The sequence below is a fragment of the Azospirillum sp. B510 genome (assembly GCF_000010725.1).
In the GTDB taxonomy this organism is placed as follows: Bacteria; Pseudomonadota; Alphaproteobacteria; order Azospirillales; family Azospirillaceae; genus Azospirillum; species Azospirillum lipoferum_B.
In genome coordinates this window covers 256,425-272,744 of record NC_013854.1, presented here as the reverse complement: position 1 = coordinate 272,744, position 16,320 = coordinate 256,425, and the positions used below count along the sequence as shown (strand labels likewise).

General features: G+C 68.1%; 12 protein-coding genes and 1 tRNA gene. 6 read left to right on the top strand and 7 right to left on the bottom strand.

Going from position 1 to position 16,320, the window contains the following annotated elements; genetic code table 11:
• Positions 1–46 precede the first annotated feature (46 nt).
• Positions 47–991, top strand: coding sequence for a hypothetical protein (locus AZL_RS01295; protein WP_012972867.1), 945 nt, complete (start codon positions 47–49; stop codon positions 989–991).
• 263 nt (positions 992–1,254) lie between these two features.
• Entirely contained in the window at positions 1,255–2,151 is an 897-nt protein-coding gene (locus AZL_RS01290) for an RNA polymerase factor sigma-32 (protein WP_012972866.1), read from the top strand.
• Positions 2,152–2,227: 76 nt separating this feature from the next.
• Here the strand turns inward: AZL_RS01290 and purH are convergent, their stop codons facing one another.
• The 4 genes from purH to AZL_RS01270 all read right to left on the bottom strand — a co-directional run bounded on the left by purH (position 2,228) and on the right by AZL_RS01270 (position 7,488).
• Positions 2,228–3,832, bottom strand: coding sequence for a bifunctional phosphoribosylaminoimidazolecarboxamide formyltransferase/IMP cyclohydrolase (gene purH, locus AZL_RS01285; RefSeq protein ID WP_012972865.1), 1,605 nt, complete (start codon positions 3,830–3,832; stop codon positions 2,228–2,230).
• Positions 3,833–4,104: 272 nt separating this feature from the next.
• Entirely contained in the window at positions 4,105–5,772 is a 1,668-nt protein-coding gene (locus AZL_RS01280) for a heparinase II/III family protein (protein ID WP_012972864.1), read from the bottom strand.
• Positions 5,773–5,938: 166 nt separating this feature from the next.
• A complete protein-coding gene (locus AZL_RS01275) occupies positions 5,939–7,234 on the bottom strand; it encodes an RsmB/NOP family class I SAM-dependent RNA methyltransferase (RefSeq protein ID WP_012972863.1) in 1,296 nt (431 codons plus the stop codon).
• A 179-nt stretch (positions 7,235–7,413) separates the two neighbouring features.
• Positions 7,414–7,488 (bottom strand) — tRNA-Gly (locus tag AZL_RS01270).
• Between the two features lie 188 nt (positions 7,489–7,676).
• Here AZL_RS01270 and AZL_RS01265 point away from each other — a divergent pair.
• The 4 genes from AZL_RS01265 (at position 7,677) to AZL_RS01250 (ending at position 11,965) form a co-directional block, all read left to right on the top strand.
• A complete protein-coding gene (locus AZL_RS01265) occupies positions 7,677–8,468 on the top strand; it encodes an enoyl-CoA hydratase-related protein (RefSeq protein ID WP_012972862.1) in 792 nt (263 codons plus the stop codon).
• Positions 8,469–8,519: 51 nt separating this feature from the next.
• Positions 8,520–9,254, top strand: a complete 735-nt coding sequence (locus AZL_RS01260; RefSeq protein WP_012972861.1) for an aspartate/glutamate racemase family protein — start codon at positions 8,520–8,522, stop codon at positions 9,252–9,254.
• A gap of 111 nt (positions 9,255–9,365) precedes the next feature.
• On the top strand, positions 9,366–10,820 hold the full coding sequence (locus AZL_RS01255) for a DHA2 family efflux MFS transporter permease subunit (RefSeq protein WP_012972860.1): 1,455 nt from the start codon (positions 9,366–9,368) through the stop codon (positions 10,818–10,820).
• A 254-nt stretch (positions 10,821–11,074) separates the two neighbouring features.
• Positions 11,075–11,965 carry a LysR family transcriptional regulator gene (locus tag AZL_RS01250; protein ID WP_012972859.1) on the top strand — a complete coding sequence of 297 codons (891 nt, stop codon included), beginning with the start codon at positions 11,075–11,077 and terminating at the stop codon, positions 11,963–11,965.
• A gap of 417 nt (positions 11,966–12,382) precedes the next feature.
• On the opposite strand, the gene AZL_RS37480 is transcribed toward AZL_RS01250, so the two are convergent.
• The 3 genes from AZL_RS37480 to AZL_RS01235 are packed head-to-tail and all read right to left on the bottom strand — an operon-like array spanning position 12,383 to position 16,185.
• The gene (locus tag AZL_RS37480; protein ID WP_012972858.1) at positions 12,383–14,491 is read right to left on the bottom strand and encodes a 3'-5' exonuclease; all 2,109 of its coding nucleotides are present in this window, start codon (positions 14,489–14,491) and stop codon (positions 12,383–12,385) included.
• Between the two features lie 12 nt (positions 14,492–14,503).
• Positions 14,504–14,998 carry a DUF4411 family protein gene (locus AZL_RS01240; protein WP_042442306.1) on the bottom strand — a complete coding sequence of 165 codons (495 nt, stop codon included), beginning with the start codon at positions 14,996–14,998 and terminating at the stop codon, positions 14,504–14,506.
• Positions 14,999–15,000: 2 nt separating this feature from the next.
• Positions 15,001–16,185 (bottom strand): XRE family transcriptional regulator, encoded by a 1,185-nt coding sequence (locus tag AZL_RS01235; protein ID WP_012972856.1) that lies wholly within the window; start codon positions 16,183–16,185, stop codon positions 15,001–15,003.
• Between the last annotated feature and the right edge of the window lie 135 nt (positions 16,186–16,320).

Genomic DNA, 16,320 nt, shown 5'->3' with positions numbered 1-16,320 from the left:
GACAGCGCCGGAACGGCTTCGCGAACGACACCGAAGGGGAGGAAGTTTGGGCCTGCCGCCGCACCTTGGTCTTCCCAGCCGTCAGGCCGGCCGGCATGCGGCAAGCATCGTCGGCACCATCGAGGACGCCAGCCGTTTCGCCTCGCTCGGCCGTCCGCGCCGCGTCTGGGCCATCGGGGCCGCTCACGCGCAGCCCGACCGGCTGGACGCGATCCACCACGCCATCGGCCAGCGCTTCCGTCCCGGCGACCGGCTGGTCTATCTCGGCAACATGATCGGCGTCGGCGAGCGGGCGATCGAGACCATCGACCGGCTGCTGGCCTTCCGCATCGCCCTGCTGGCGATGCCGGGCATGATCGCCTCGGACATCGTCTATCTGCGCGGCCAGCAGGAGGAGATGTGGCAGAAGTTGCTGCAACTCCATTTCGCCCCCGATCCGCGCAGCGTGCTGGACTGGATGCTGCGCCAGGGCGTGGCGCCGACGCTGGCCGCCTATGGCGGCAACCTGGAGGCCGGGATGGCGGCGGCACGCGGCGGCGCGGTGATGCTGGGACGCTGGACGCGCGAGCTGCGGCAGGCGGTGGCGGCGAGGCCGGGTCATGAACAGCTGTTCAACGCGCTGCGCCGCGCCGCCTACACCGGCGGCGAGACCGCGAAGGACGGGATGCCCACGGGGGACGGCTGGGCCGGCAACAGCCGGGGCGGCGGCAGCCTGCTGCTGGTCCATTCCGGCATCGATCCCCGGCGCCCGCTGAGCGGCCAGGGCGACGCCTTCTGGTGGGGCAGCGCCGCCTTCAGCCGGCTGGATCACCCCTATGGTGGCTTCCGCCGCCTGGTGCGCGGCTACGACCCCAGTTGGACGCCGGAAAGCCCCGGGGTCGATGCCGGCCCGGTGACGGTGACGCTCGACGGCGGCTGCGGCCGCGATGGTTACCTTGTCTGCGCCTGCTTCGATTCTTTCGGCGAGATGCTGGACCTTTTCCAGGCGTGATCCATCCTTGGATACAGCTTGACCCGTCCGGCGGCCACCCGGCGGGCATCCCGAAGGCCGGCGATGGGCTTCCGGGAAAATTCCTCCGTCCGTCTGTGATCCGCTCCCCCTACACCTGCGTATGATTCCGCAACAGGGCACGCTCATGCTTGTTGTCTAACCCGACGGCATCGACCGGGGGCAGGCGGCAAAATGGCGAAGACCCGACAATGCGGGGATATGCGAAGGAACACGATGCCGCCCAGACGGGAAGGAAGGGACGGATGGCATACATCGACGATCCGGAGACTCAGCGTGCGAATCTGAGCTTCATCAAGGCATCCATGCGCGAACCTCTGCTGTCGCGCGACCATGAATTCGACCTCGCCCGCAAATGGCGCGAAGGCAGCGACGAGCGGGCCCTGCATCAGCTGGTCCGGGCCTATACCCGGCTGGTGGTCGCCACCGCTTCGCGCTTCCGCAACTACGGCCTGCCGATGGGCGATCTCGTCCAGGAGGGCAATGTCGGGCTGATGCAGGCGGCCAGCCGCTTCGAACCTGACCGCGAGGTGCGTTTCTCCACCTACGCCGCCTGGTGGATCCGCTCGGCCATGCAGGATTATATCCTGCGCAACTGGTCGATCGTGCGGACGGGCACCACCGCCGCGCAGAAATCGCTGTTCTTCAACCTGCGCCGCCTGCGCGCCAAGATCGACAGCGCCACCCAGAACGGCAGCGGCGCGCCTCTGACCAAGGAAGGCCGCGAGTGGATCGCCGGCGAACTGCGGGTCGAGGTCGCCGAGGTCGAGGCGATGGAGATGCGGCTGTCGGGTGCCGACCAGTCGCTCAACACCCCGGTGGCCGACGGTTCCGACGACGACTGGCAGGATTTCCTGGCCGACCAGCGCCCCTCGCCCGAGGACGTGGTGATCGGCATGCGCGACGCCAACACCCGCTCGCAATGGCTGGCGGAGGCGCTGGGCGAACTGAGCCCGCGCGAACGCACCATCATCCGCGAACGCCGCCTGCGCGAGGAAGGCGCCACGCTGGAGGAGCTTGGCCGCGAGCTGGGCGTCAGCAAGGAACGCGTGCGCCAGTTGGAGCATCGGGCGCTGCTGAAACTGCGCCAGTCGATGCTGAAGCGGGTCGAGGACTCCGACGACCTGCTGGTGGACGCCTGAGGTAAAAGCGGCGGAGTTCCCTCCCCCGCGTTAGCGGGGGAGGGTTAGGGAGGGGGGCCTGACTTCCCCCACCCCATCAATGCCGGAAATGCCGCATTCCGGTCAGCACCATCGCCAGCCCCTTCTCGTCGGCGGCGGCGATGACGTCGGCGTCGCGGATCGAGCCGCCCGGCTGGATCACCGCCGTCACACCCGCTTCCGCCGCTGCCAGCAGGCCGTCGGCGAACGGGAAGAAGGCATCCGACGCGACCACCGAGCCCTTGGTCAGCGGCTCCGCCAGGCCGGCGGCCTTGGCGGCCTCGGCCGACTTGATGGCGGCGATGCGGGCGCTGTCGACGCGGCTCATCTGGCCGGCGCCGACGCCCACGGTGGCGCCGTTCTTGGCATAGACGATGGCGTTCGACTTGACGTGCTTGGCGACGCGGAAGGCGAACAGCAGGTCGGCCAACTCCTGTTCGGTCGGGGCGCGCTTGGTGACGACCTTCAGCTCGGCCGGGTTGACGCGGCCGCTGTCGCGGTTCTGGAGCAGGAAGCCGCCCGACAGCTGCTTGATCATCATGCCGGGCTCGGCCGGGTTCGGCACATCCTTGGTCAGCAGCACGCGCAGGTTCTTCTTGGTGGCCAGCAGCGCGCGGGCGGCCTCGTCGGCGTCGGGCGCGATCACCACTTCGGCGAACAGCTTGGAGATCTCCTCGGCGGTCTCGGCGTCCAGGCTGCGGTTGACGGCGATGATGCCGCCGAAGGCGCTGACCGGATCGCACAGCAGGGCCGACTTGTAGGCCTCCAGCAGATTGGCCCCCTGGGCGACGCCGCAGGGGTTGGCGTGCTTGATGATGGCGACGGCCGGCCGCTCGAACTCCGCCACCAGCTCGAAGGCGGCGTCGGTGTCGTTCAGGTTGTTGTAAGACAGCTCCTTGCCCTGCAACTGGACGGCGGTGGCGACCCCCGGACGCTTCTCCCCGGTGACGTAGAAGGCCGCCTGCTGGTGCGGGTTCTCGCCATAGCGCAGGGTCTGGGCCAGCGAACCCGACAGGGTGGTGCGCGGCGGGAAGGTCTCGCCCAGCTGGCCGGCCAGCCAGGTCGAGATGGCGGCGTCGTAGGCGGCGGTGCGGGCATAGGCGCGCTGGGCGAGCCGGCGGCGCAGGGCCAGCGTGACGCAGCCGTCATGGGTCGCCAGCTCGTCCATCACCGCCTCGTAATCGGACGGCTCGGTGACGATGGCGACGAAATCATGGTTCTTGGCGGCGGCGCGGATCATCGCCGGCCCGCCGATGTCGATGTTCTCGACACAGTCGTCATAGGCGGCACCCTTGGCCACCGTCGCCTCGAACGGATAGAGGTTCACCACCACCAGATCGATGCCGGGGATGTCGTGCCGCGCCATCGCGTCGGCATGGATGTCGCGGCGGGCCAGGATGCCGCCATGGACGCGCGGGTGCAGCGTCTTGACGCGTCCGTCCATGATCTCCGGGAAGCCGGTGTGGTCGGAGACCTCCTTGACCGGCACGCCGGCCTCGGCCAGACGCTGGGCCGACCCGCCGGTCGACAGGATCTCGACCCCGCGGGCGGCGAGCGCCTTGCCCAGCTCGACCAGACCGGCCTTGTCGGACACGGAGATCAGGGCGCGGGTGATGCGGACCTTGTCGGGGGCGGGGGCGTGGTTGGCTTTGGGCGGGCTCATGGCGTCATCCTGATCGCTGCGGGTGTTGCGTCGAGGCCGCAGGCAACCGGGGAGCCCCGGACAAGCACGGAAGAAGAAAAGCACGGACGGCCACGGAAATACCGTTCAACCGTGCTTATCCCGATCCACCCGCCCCCATCGGCCCGGATGGACATGGATAAGCACGGCGTGAAGAGTCCCGTGGTCGTCCGTGCCCTGAAATCCCGTGTTCATCCGTGCTTCCACGCCCCTTTCCGAAGGAAACGGGCCCGGCCACCGCGGATGGGCGGGATTTACGCCGCCTTGCGTTCGCGGCGCAAGGCCCATTTCACCGTCAGCCCCTCGGGTCCGCATTGTCCCTGCATCATGATCTGCCGGGTGCGGCGCGGCTCGTCGCCGCTGCCGAGATAGACGCTCTCCGCCACCTCCAGCACCGCGCCGGTCACCCGCATGCGCCAGGCATTGCCGCTGGGCAGGCGCAACAACACCTGATCATTGCCGCCATTCCCCTGGGCCTGCACCGGCACGACCTCGACATTGGGATGCAGGTGGAAACGGATGGCGTAGGGCTGCGGCTGCGGCGTGGCGCCGATCACCGGCTCCAGCGTGTCCTCGCCGCGCAGATCCTCGCCATTGTCGGCCAAGTAGACCCGGCGGCGATGCAGCAGGCCAAAGCCCTTGCTGTAGCCGTTGTGGGTGGCGACCACCAGCATGGCGCCATCCGATTCCTGCCGTTCGCAGCCGACATGCGTCGGCCGGCGGCCCAGCCCGCCCTTCTCCAGCACTTCCGAGGAGTTGGTGTCGGCGACCACCATGGTGGAATGGGCGGATGTTCCCGCCAGCGCCGCGCGCCAGGGGCCGCGCCGGGACGGGTGGCTGCCGCAATTGACGATCAGCCGCTCCTTGTTGACGGAGACCTCCATCGACAGGGTGCCGGCATGGGCGGTGCGGTCCAGCCCCTCCGGCGGCGGCGCGCCGGTGTCGAGCAGCACCAGCGTGCGCCCGGCGAGCAGCCGCTCGAACCCGGTGTGCGGCGCGCTCTTCAGCGGACGGCCGCGGGCGTCGGCCTGGGCCAGCACCGTGTCGATCAGCGCCGGCTCCTCCTCCCGCCCACCATTGAACAGGGCGAGCCCGCCATCGACATGGCGGAAGAAGCGCAGCGCCGGCGTCATGCGGTCAATCGCGTGCTGGAGGCTTTCCGGCACTTCCTCCTTGGCGACTCGCAGCACGGCGCGCATGTCGATCAGGTCGCGCAGCACCCGCATCTGGATCGACGGGTTGCGCTCGACATGACCGCCGTCGGGCAGGATCTGGCGCGGCAATTCCTTGTCGAGCAGGCGCAGCGCCTCCCGCGCCGCCTTGTCCTGGTCGGGCAGGCAATAGCCGCCATAGAGCAGCCCCTTGATCGCGCCGATCAGCCGCTCGCCGTCCAGCTTGGCCGGCGCCACCCGCAGCAGGTGGCGGAGCTGGCGGGCCATGCTTTCGAACACGCGGGCGCGGAAATCGTCGTCGGCCGAGGCGCAGTAGAAGTCATGCAGGCCGATCCAGCTCGACAGCCGCACCCCCAGCACGTCGGGCGCCCAGCTCTGGGAATGCCAGCCGCCATTCTGGTCCAGCCACGACCACACCAGCACCCGCGCCCGGCGCCGCGCCGTGTCGCCGCCGACCGCGCGCAGGTCGCGCAGCCATTCGAAGCCATGGGCGGCGCGCAGCCAGCCGGGGCTGGCGCCCTGGGGGCGCCAGTTGGGGACACCGTTGGGATCGACCAGGATGGGCTGGCCGGCGAAGGCCATCCGCCCGGCCAGCATGGCGTTGCCGGCGTCGGCGTCGCCCGGCCAGGGATCGGGCGGGATCACCGCCAGCGCCCCCGGCGCCTTGCCGCCCAGCATCAGGGCATAGAGGGGGTTCCCATAGGCAAGGCGTGCCATGCCGCTGCGAAACCGTCCGTTCCCGTCGCCCATCTGCGCCGACTCCTTCAGGACCGCGAGCGGCGTCGAGGGCCGGCGGAGGGTGATGATGCGGTGCGGGGAAACTCGGACGGAAGCATGAGTCGTGTCGTATCAATTCGCCGCCGCCATCGCAAGACGGGGCTGGGATTTATCCCGCGCCGCGGACTCCGCCAGGGGCCTATGCCGGACGCCGGCGGAGCCGCGCCACGAAGAAGCCGTCGATGCCGCCAAGATCGGCCAGCATGCCCGGAAGGCTGCGGACCTCGCCGGCCTCGTTGATCGGCTCCGACAGGCCGCCGAGTTCGTCGGCGGTCACCGGCCAACGCTCGACCCGCCCATCCTGTTCCAGCAGACGGGCCACCTGCGCCTCGCCCTCCTCCGGCTGGATGGAGCAGGTGCAGTAGATCAGCGTCCCGCCAGGCCTGACCAGCTCGACCGAGCGGGCGAGCAGCCGCGACTGGGCGCGGGCCAGCTTGGCGATGTCGTCCGGCGTCTTGACCCGCAGGATGTCGGGATGGCGCCGGATCGCCCCGGTCGCCGAACAGGGGGCGTCGAGCAGCACGGCGTCGGCCGGCGCCTCCGGCTCCCAGGTCGCGGCGTCGGCGGCCAGCACCTCGGCCTCCAGCCGCAGGCGTTTCAGATTCTCCGTCACCCGCTCCAGCCGGCGGGCCGAGCGGTCGATGGCGGTGACCTGGGCGCCCTGGACCACCAGCTGCGCCGTCTTGCCGCCGGGGGCGGCGCAGAGGTCGAACACCCGCTTGCCGGCAAGATCGCCGAACAGCTTGGCCGGCAGCGAGGCGGCGAGGTCCTGCACCCACCACTCGCCATCCTCGAATCCCGGAAGCTCGATCACCGACCCGCCGGGCGGGCGGCGCAGCGATCCGGTCGGCAACAGGCTGGCGCCCAGCCGCTCGGCCCAGCCGGCGGGATCGGACTTCACCGTGATGTCGAGCGGCGCCTCGTGCAGATGCGCCTCGACGATGCCGCGGGTGCGGGCGGTGCCGTAAGCCGACCGCCAGGACAGCCACAGCCAGTCCGGCGTGTTCAGCCGTCCGGCATCCTGCCGCGCCGCCATCTCCGCCCCCTCGCGCCCGATCCGGCGCAGGACGGCGTTGATCAGCCCCTTGTAGGGGGCGGCGTTGCGCGCCGCCGCCAGCTCGACCGCGGTGTCGACGGCGGCATGGGCGGGGGTGTTCAGGAACACCAGCTGCGCCGTGCCCAGCCGCAGCATGTCATGGATCGCCGCCTTGGGCAGGCCCGGCTTGGCGAGGCTGGCCTGGATCATCTCGTCGATCTGGCCCAGCCGGCGCAGGACGGTGGCGACCAGCAGGCGGACGAAGCCGCGGTCGCGCGGTTGCAGCGACGCCAGCTCGGGATGCGCGTCGAACGCGTCGTCGAAGGGAACGGACTTGCGCAGCACGTCGCGCAGCAAGTCGAGCGCGACGCCGCGGGCGGCGAGGGAGGTATCGGTCATGAGGTAAGGATCTAGCGCGCCCGACGGCCAGTGTCGATACGGGATGCCCGGTGCTTCCGAACAGCGCGCCTCCCGCTTCGCGGGAGCGGGCTGCGGAGCCGGAAGACCCGGATCGGAAAAAGCGAAGGGCCGGTGCGTCGCCGCCCGGCCCTTGGATCTTCGCTTCTTTACCGGAGAACTGGAGCGGGCGAAGGGATTCGAACCCTCGACCCCAACCTTGGCAAGGTTGTGCTCTACCCCTGAGCTACGCCCGCGCTCCCGTCGTCCGGGAGCCGCTTTCTACGGAAACACGGCCTCCGCCGCAAGAGGAAAATTCACCGGTCCCCCACTTTTTTGCCGGAGACGGTCCCGGACCTTGCCGTGCCGCCGAAGCGGGCGGCTTGCGTCGCGGCGGCGGAGCGCTATGGTATCGGGCCATACGGCAACGGATGGAGAGTGTGGCATGGCCGGCACCATCACCCTGACCCGCGATGGCGTCGTCGCGACCCTGACCCTGTCCAACCCCGACAAGCTGAACGCCTTCGACAAGCCGATGTGGCATGCGCTGATCGGTCATCTGGCGGCGCTGGAGGCCGACGACGCGACCCGCGTCGTGGTGATGCGCGGCGGCCCCGCCGCCACCGGCACCCACGCCTTCTCCCCCGGCGCCGACATCTCCGAATTCGAGAGCGAGCGCAACAGCCCGGACCAGGGTGCCGCCTACGGCGACCTGATGGACGAGGGGCTGGACGCATTGCGGCGCTTGCGCCATCCGGTTCTGGCCGCCATCGACGGTCCGTGCTGCGGCATCGGACTGGCGGTGGCGCTGGCCTGCGACCTCCGGGTCTGTTCGCGGAGCAGCCGGTTCGGCGTGCCGGTCAGCCGGCTCGGCATCTCCATGGGGCCGGCGGAACTGAAGCTGGTCGCCGATGTCGCCGGCGGCCCGGCGGCGCTGGAGATCCTGCTGGAAGGCCGCGTCTTCGATGCGGCGGAGGCCAAGGACAAGAGGCTGGTCCATCGCGTCGTCGCCGATGAGGGGTTCGAGACCGAGATCGCCGCCACCGTCCAGCGCATCGCCGCCGGCGCGCCGCTGGCCGCGACCCTGCACAAGCGCACGGTCCGCCGCCTGTCCGATCCGGCGCCGTTGGGCGCGGAGGAGATCGCCGACTGCTACCGCTGTTTCGGCACCGAGGATTTCCGCGAGGGCTACCGCGCCTTCCTGGAGAAACGCAAACCGGTGTTCACCGGGCGCTGACATGGTAAGGCTGGCACGACCAGCCTCGCCCCCGGAAGGAAGCCGACCGCGATGACGATCCGTCCCACCGTCCGCCCGCTGCCGCAAAAGACCATCGGCGTGCTCGGCGGCATGAGCAACCAGGCCACCGGCGAATATTACCGTCTGCTGAATGATGGGCTGAACGCCCGGCTGGGCGGCTGGGACAATGGCGAGATCGTCGTCGTCAGCGTCAATTTCGGCAACATCGAGCATTTCGTCCGCACCGGCGACTGGACCGGTGCCGAGCGCTACCTGGCTGGCAAGGTCGATGCGCTGGAACGGGCCGGTGCCGATCTGGTCGTCTGCGTGTCCAACACCATGCACCGGGTGGTCGAGCCGATCATGGCGGGCCGCGCCATCCCCTTCATCCACATCGCCGACCCCACCGGCGAGGCGATCGTGAAAGCCGGCCTGACCCGGGTCGGCCTGCTCGGCACCGCGGCGACCATGCGGTCCGAAATGCTGGTGGAACGGTTCCGCGACCGCTTCGGCGTCGAGCTTCTGGTGCCGGACGAGGCCGATCAGGCCATCGTCGACCGCATCATCTTCGACGAGCTGGTCCGGCGCGACCTGCGCCCCGACTCGAAGGCGGAATATCTGCGGATCGTCGGGGATCTGCGGCGCCGCGGCGCCGGCGGCGTGATCCTGGGCTGCACCGAGATCTTCCTGCTGATCGACCAGCCCGACCTGCCGGGCTTCCCGGTGTTCGACACCACCCGGCTGCACACCCAGGCGGCGGTGGATTTCGTCTCCACCGCCGTGTGAAGGGAAGGCCGGGCACCGGCTTACGCATGGCAGGGCTTTCGCCTGCGCGGTGGTCAAGACGGCGGAACTCCTCACATTCCTAGGGTTCCGCTTCCTGCCTGACGGTTCGTCATGTCGCGCGTCACCCCGCTGATCATCGCCTGCGCCCTGTTCATGGAAAACCTCGACTCGACGGTGATCTCCACCGCCCTGCCGGGGATCGCGCAGTCGATGGGCGAGGATCCGCTGCGGCTCAGCCTGGCGATGACCTCCTACATGCTGGCGCTGGCGGTGTTCCTGCCGGTCAGCGGCTGGGCGGCCGACCGCTATGGCGCCCGCACCGTCTTCGCCAGCGCCATCGGCGTCTTCATGGCCGGCTCGATCGCCTGCGGCCTGTCCAACGGATTGGTGGAGCTGGTGGCCGCCCGCATCCTCCAGGGCATCGGCGGGGCGATGATGGTGCCGGTCGGCCGGCTGATCCTGCTGCGCACCGTGCCCAAGGATCAGCTGGTGACGGCGATGGCGCGCATGACCCTGCCGGCGCTGATCGGTCCGGCGCTGGGGCCGCTGGTCGGCGGCGCCATCACCACCTACGCCTCCTGGCGCTGGATCTTCTTCGTCAACGTGCCGATCGCCCTGATCGGCATCGCCCTCGTGCTGGCGCTGATCCCCAACCTGAAGGAGGAGCAGCGCGACCCCTTCGACGGCCGCGGTTTCCTGTGGAGCGCCGTCGCACTGGCCGCCTTCATGTTCGGTTTCGAGAATGTCGGGCGCGACCTGCTGCCGCCGGTCGCGGTGGCGGCCCTGCTGGCGGTGGCGCTGCTGGCGACGCTGGCCTATCTGCGCCATGCCCGCCGGGTGGCGCGGCCGGTGCTGGATCCGTCATTGTTCCGGTTGCGGACCTACCGCGCCTCCGTCCTGGGCGGCACGCTGTTCCGCATCGGAATCGGCGCCGTCCCCTTCCTGATGCCGGTGATGTTGCAGATCGGCTTCGGCCTGACCGCCTTCGAATCGGGGGCGCTGACCTTCGCCGGGGCGGCGGGAGCGCTGACCATGAAGGCGCTGGCCGGCCCGATCCTGCGCCGCTTCGGCTTCCGTCCGGTGCTGACGGTGAACTCCCTGGTCAGTGGCGTGATCCTGGCCAGCTATGGCGCCTTCCGCCCCGACACGCCGCATCTGGTGATCCTGGGCGCGCTGCTGCTGGGCGGTTTCTTCCGCTCGCTGCAATTCACCGGCATGAACACGCTGAGCTATGCCGAGGTGCCGCAGACGATGACCAGCCGCGCCAACACGCTGGCCACCGTGATGCAGCAGCTGTCGATGAGCCTTGGCGTCGCGGTCGGCGCCACCGCGCTGCATTTGACCGTGCAGTGGAGCGGAACGCTGACGCCGTCCTCCTTCGTTCCCGCCTTCCTGACGGTGGGGCTGCTGGCCTGCGCCTCCAGCCTGCCCTTCTGGCGCCTGCCCGTCGATGCCGGCGACGAGATCAGCGGGCACATCAGCGGCAACGGAAAGTCGGCCGCGACCAAAGGCGAAGCCCACAGCGCGACGGTTAAAGCCGCGGCCCTGTCCGACGCGGCGGATTAGCAAAAGCGGGGTCGAACGGCCGCCAACCCCTTTCCGAGCATCGTCGACAGCCCTATCCCTTCTGCGGATATCGCCGGATCGCTGAGGCTTCGGATGAGAATAATTCCTGTGATCATGATTAATTTTCGTGCGAGTCAGGGTTCGTAGCGCGTGCGTTCCGGGCGCGTTCCCGCTATAAACATGCATGGCGGCCATGCGCCGTCCTCAAGAAATGGGAGGCTCCGGGCGTCTGCGCACCGGGGCGGGACAGCATGATGGATTGGGACAAGCTGCGGGTCTTCCACGCGGTGGCCGAAGCCGGCAGCTTCACGCATGCCGGCGAGACGTTGAACCTCAGCCAGTCGGCGGTCAGCCGCCAGATCAGCGCGCTCGAGGAAAGCCTGGGCGTTCCGCTGTTTCACCGCCACGCCCGCGGGCTGATCCTGACCGAACAGGGCGAACTGCTTCACCGCACCGCCCGCGACGTCTTCGCCAAGCTGTCGATGACCGAGGCGATGCTGACCGAAAGCCGGGAGCATCCCAAGGGTCCGCTGCGGGTGACGACGACGGTCGCCTTCGGATCGACCTGGCTGACGCCCCGCATCAACGAATTCATGTCGATCTATCCCGACATCCAGCTGACGCTGCTGATCGACGACGACGAGCTGGATCTGGCGATGCGGGAGGCGGACATCGCCATCCGCATGAACACGCCGCGCCAGCCGGACCTGATCCAGCGGCACCTGATGTCGATCCGCTTCCACCTCTATGCCAGCCAGGGCTACCTGAAGAAGAAGGGGACGCCCAAGACGCTGGCGGAGCTGGACAGCCACGACCTGATCACCTACCCACCCGACGTGCGGGCACCAATCCCCAACGTCAACTGGGTCATGGAGATGGGCGATCCCTCGCCCAACCGGAAGCCGATCCTCCAGGTCAACAGCGTCTACGCCATCTATCGCGCGGTGGAGAGCGGGCTCGGCATCGGCGCCCTGCCCGATTTCCTGGTCGACAGCTTCTCCAAGGACGTGACCCGGATCATGCCGGACGTCGAAGGTCCGAAGGTCGACGCCTACTTCGTTTATGCCGAAGAATTGCGCCATTCCAAGCGCATCGCGGTATTCCGCGACTTTCTGGTCAAAAAAGTGGCAGAGACACCGTTCTGATCCCCAACAATTCCAGCGCTTCCGCAAGAGAATTGCCGAAAATGACGATGCCGCACCGACTTACCGGTGCGGCATCATCGTTTTCGGCACTTTTATTAGCCTTCCAAGGGTATTTCCAAGCCATGCGTGGCTTGCATGGTAGATTTATATATTTGTGCCTGGAAAGTTGGCAGCAGAATGGTCAAATTTTGATCGTTGGATGTTGCGACGCAGCATCCGATGTTTCGTCCCGGAGGTCTCCCCTCCGGGGTTGGGTCCTCGGACCCAGCGTCTCCCAGACGTGAAGCCTCCCTGTTCAACTCGCCGCTAATCCAATGGGTTAGCGGCGGTTTTTTTGCCTGCCTCCCGCGCCATGGCACACGTCGTGGCACATCAGGGCCGAACGTGCCACGGCCCGCATGCCGATGGGCACCCTACCTACCGGCCGCCGTCACCCACCATGTCCATCAGGAACTCCGACGCCGGATCGACTCCGGTGACCAGCAGTTCGTCGCGGGCGCGCGTGCAGGCGACGTACAACAGGTGCCGTTCGGTGTCGTAGACGTCCTCCAGGTCGGCAGCGTCGGCAATGGCGGCGATGCGCTGCTGCGAAGGGATCACCTCGTCATCGCAGGCCATGACCACCACCGCGCGGAACTCCAGCCCCTTCGCCTCATGCATGGTGCCCACCAGCACTTCCGCCCCCGTCTCCGCCACGGCCGCACGGGCGCGCTCCAACTCCGCCTCCGAGCGCACGAAGACCGCGATCTCCTCCGGCGCGACACCATCCGCCAGACGTTCGGCGATCCACAGCGCGACGGCGTCCCGCTCCTCCTCTTCGCTGGCAAAGGTGACGATCTGCGGCGCCGGGCCATCGAACAGCGAGATCGTGCCTTTACGGCTTTCGGCATTGCCATCCACGTCCGCGACGGCGGCGGGCAGCAGCCGGTCGGCTTGGGTGCGAATTTGGTGCGAGGTCCGATAGCAGATCTTCAGCGTGTGCGAGCGGCCCCGAACATCCACGCCCAGGCTCTTCCAGGAAAAGGGCTGTTGGAAGATGCGCTGGCCGAGGTCTCCGGCGAAGAACAGCCGCTCGCTCCTTCCCCCCGCCAGCGCCACCAGGAAACGCATTTCGGCGACTCCGATGTCCTGGGCCTCGTCAACCACCACCCAGTCGAACGGCGCCTCCGCAGTGTCCGAAGCCACTCGCGCGAAGACATCCGCCCAGGTGGAGAGGCCCCGCTCGCCAAGAGCCGCGCGTACGCTGTCGAACACGCCCCACAGAACTTGGCGCTGCTGCCCGCCCATCCGCGTCTTGCGGCCGAGTCGGGCCACGTCGCGGTAATCCTCCCAGGACATCAGTCCCCAGGCATCGACCACCTCCGTCCATTCGGCGACCAGGAAGGCCGAAGATGCCTTCACCCCCGCAGCCTTCCCCGCCTCCAACAGTAGGGAGCGGACCAGCCCATCCTCGGCGATCTGCGGCGGCACGGACTGGCGGGCATGGAGATCGCGGGCGAGGTCCGTCACCGACGCCACCCTGATCCGGGCGGTAAGCTCTGGTTCGTTCCCAGCCAGCCGGTCCAACTTCACCGCCAGGGCAGCGGCCAGGGTTGCCGAGAAGGTGGTCAGCGCCACACGGGCAGTCGGCTCCCGCCGGGCCAGGATGACCGCACGATGGAGCGCCACGATGGTCTTGCCGGTCCCGGCCGAACCGGAAACGCGCACAGGGCCGCTGTAGCTGCGCTCCACCAGCCGACGCTGGGCCGGGTGCAGGAACACGGTCCAGCGGTCCCAGGGCGCATTCAGCGCCCGCTCCAACTCCTCCACGTTGTCCAGGACGCGGAAGCGGCGCTGGGCGTCCGGGTGGTCGAAGGGGTCGCTCCCCTGGTCGCTCTCCCGGTTCGCTGCGGACGGACGCGGCAGGACGCCGGTGGTGCAGTATTCCAGCAGCGCCTCCATCGCCTCTTCCGGCAGATCGTCGGCGAGGTCGAGGACCGAGTCCATCGACGCCTTGTAGACCTCCGGGATCCAGTCCGGCGGTACACCGACCGACAGCAGGTCATCCTGCGACAGGTCGAGAAACAACGGCGGCAGGAACGACGCCTGAGGTTCCCCGCCGGTGCAGACCGCTGGGTTGTCGCGCAACGGCGGCACTTCCCAGGGTTCCACGCCGGGGAGGGGATGATGGATCGGCGATCCGTGTTCCGCCTCCACCCGTTCGACCAAACTGACGATCTGCGCCGCCCCGGTGACGGGATGACGTTCGATCCGCCGCCGCGCCGCCCAGGCATAGGCGTCATCATGGTGATCGACGTAACAGAGCAGCAGGCTCGATTCGGTGCGATGGACGATCAGCCGGATATCGGCGTTCACCCGCACCGACCAGAAATTCCGGTCCTTCGTCCGTTCCAGCCGATGATAGCTCAACCCCGGCGCGGATGGGTCGAGTTGCAGGTCGAACGCGGTGGTCTTCACCGCCTTCTGCTCCGTCCCCGTCAGCCGCGCCAGCGAGTCGGTGAAGGTGTTGGCGATGCGGAAGTCCATGCTGCGGCGCGCCTACGCCGCAAGGCGGAAAGCGGCGGCGTGTTGGCGGAGCAACGCGAACGTATCCATCCACGGCACCCCGAACGCGATGCACATGTTCGGCAGCGGAACCCGCCGCTTCGCGGTCGGCTCCGGGCGTTCCATGGTGACGACGGTGGCGCCCAGCACCCGCGCCTTGGCGACGAGCCACGGATCGGCTCCGGCCAGGAACTGCGCCTTCGCCGATGGCTGATAATCACCGCCCTGAACCGCTGCGGCAATCTCGCGAAAGGCGTTCTGGGTCGCCGGATCGGTGATCGGCAGGAACCGACCGTCGCCCTTCCGCCCCTTGATCCATTGCGCAAGCTCGTCGTTTCCGGCCACGAGTTCGTCATAGACCTTGCTGACGCTACGCACGGCGCAGCCATCGACCGCACCGTCCATCCATTCCCAATAGCCAGGGCAGATATCGAAACCGTAATATAAGTTCTTTGCCTGAATGAACGTGTCCGAATCCAAAAGATACATGGTCACGGCTCCGGCTGTAATCTTTCATACATCTTGCGAACGACGGTCGGCTTCATGTGCAGCAGCGCGCCCGCATCGCTGAACAGGAGGTTCCCGCTCATCGCGCTGTTCACGACGGCACGCGTGAAGCGCTTGCCATTCCTGACGCGGGACACGCGGTAGAAGTCGCCGCCGGGCGATTCGCGTTCCGACCGCGCTTCGATTTGCCACGCCTGCCGTTCCCGGTCGAAGAACGCGCCATACTCGTCCCGGCCGATCTTTCCGAAATCGAGGGCGCGCCGGGCGATCACCACCCGGCTGACCTTGAAGCGGTAGGCCAGCAGGTCGGCGTTGCGCTCCAGACCGAGCCGGTCGGTCCATGCGGCGAGGAACTGGGCGCGCGGCACCAGCACCTCGGCGGCAATGGCGTTGCACCGGCGCTCGACATCCACCGATCCCTGATCGTCGCGGCCCTCACCGTCACGGATCGAGAACGGGTCGGACACACCGCTGGCGCCAAGCCAGAGATGCGCCAGTTCGTGGGCAAGCGTGAAGAACTGGGCGGCTTTCGCGTCGCGGCCGTTGATGAAGATCAACGGAGCGATCCTGTCGGCGATGGCGAAGCCCCGGAACTCCGAGACGCTCAGGGTACGATGGGTGTTGGAGCCGACATAACCGCTGCGCATCACCCAGATGCCCGCCTCCTCGCACCGCTCGAACAGCGATGTGAGATGCTGTTCCCAACCGCCGTTGACCGGCTGGTCGGCAGCGAGGCCAATCACCGCCCGGATATCCGCCGCCACGGCTTCGACCGGCGTCCGCATGTCGAATCGGCCGACGAAGGACCGTGGTTCGGCACCATGGTCGCGCAGGAACTCGCGATACCAGTCGTGCTGGAACATCACGTCGCGCAACAGGTCCATCACGTCCGGGCTGAACCCGTCGCGGGGCGCGCCGTCCTGCCTGCGCAGGTCGGGAATGGGAAGCCGCTCCTGCGGCGGCTCCGGCAGGAAGAGATAGCCGAAGGGGATGTGGAAGAAGGCGGCGATCCTCTCGGCTTGCCGGAAGGTGGGACGCGCCGTCCCCTCCTCCCAGGCGATCACCTTGGCGATATCGGTCTTCAGCGCCAAGGCGAGCGCGTCCGTGGAAGCGGACGCCCGCTTCCTCGCCCACCGCAGCACGTCGGGACTGATAAACGCCTCGGTCATAACCTTGCTTGTCCAAGCATCCTGTTCAAACTCACGGATAACCGCAGACCATCAAAATAAGACATTTCACCTGCGCCTTGCACTCCTTTTGGTTTAGTCCTCGCGGCCTTTCGCCGCCAGGGAACCGGATATGGC

Excerpts from the sequence above, each read along its gene's own strand:
- AZL_RS01290 (WP_012972866.1), top strand. The coding sequence starts at position 1,255 with ATGGCATACATCGACGATCCGGAGACTCAGCGTGCGAATCTGAGCTTC.
- purH (WP_012972865.1), bottom strand. The coding sequence starts at position 3,832 with ATGAGCCCGCCCAAAGCCAACCACGCCCCCGCCCCCGACAAGGTCCGC.
- AZL_RS01280 (WP_012972864.1), bottom strand. The coding sequence starts at position 5,772 with ATGGGCGACGGGAACGGACGGTTTCGCAGCGGCATGGCACGCCTTGCC.
- AZL_RS01275 (WP_012972863.1), bottom strand. The coding sequence starts at position 7,234 with ATGACCGATACCTCCCTCGCCGCCCGCGGCGTCGCGCTCGACTTGCTG.
- AZL_RS01265 (WP_012972862.1), top strand. The coding sequence starts at position 7,677 with ATGGCCGGCACCATCACCCTGACCCGCGATGGCGTCGTCGCGACCCTG.
- AZL_RS01260 (WP_012972861.1), top strand. The coding sequence starts at position 8,520 with ATGACGATCCGTCCCACCGTCCGCCCGCTGCCGCAAAAGACCATCGGC.
- AZL_RS01255 (WP_012972860.1), top strand. The coding sequence starts at position 9,366 with ATGTCGCGCGTCACCCCGCTGATCATCGCCTGCGCCCTGTTCATGGAA.
- AZL_RS01250 (WP_012972859.1), top strand. The coding sequence starts at position 11,075 with ATGGATTGGGACAAGCTGCGGGTCTTCCACGCGGTGGCCGAAGCCGGC.
- AZL_RS37480 (WP_012972858.1), bottom strand. The coding sequence starts at position 14,491 with ATGGACTTCCGCATCGCCAACACCTTCACCGACTCGCTGGCGCGGCTG.
- AZL_RS01240 (WP_042442306.1), bottom strand. The coding sequence starts at position 14,998 with ATGTATCTTTTGGATTCGGACACGTTCATTCAGGCAAAGAACTTATAT.
- AZL_RS01235 (WP_012972856.1), bottom strand. The coding sequence starts at position 16,185 with ATGACCGAGGCGTTTATCAGTCCCGACGTGCTGCGGTGGGCGAGGAAG.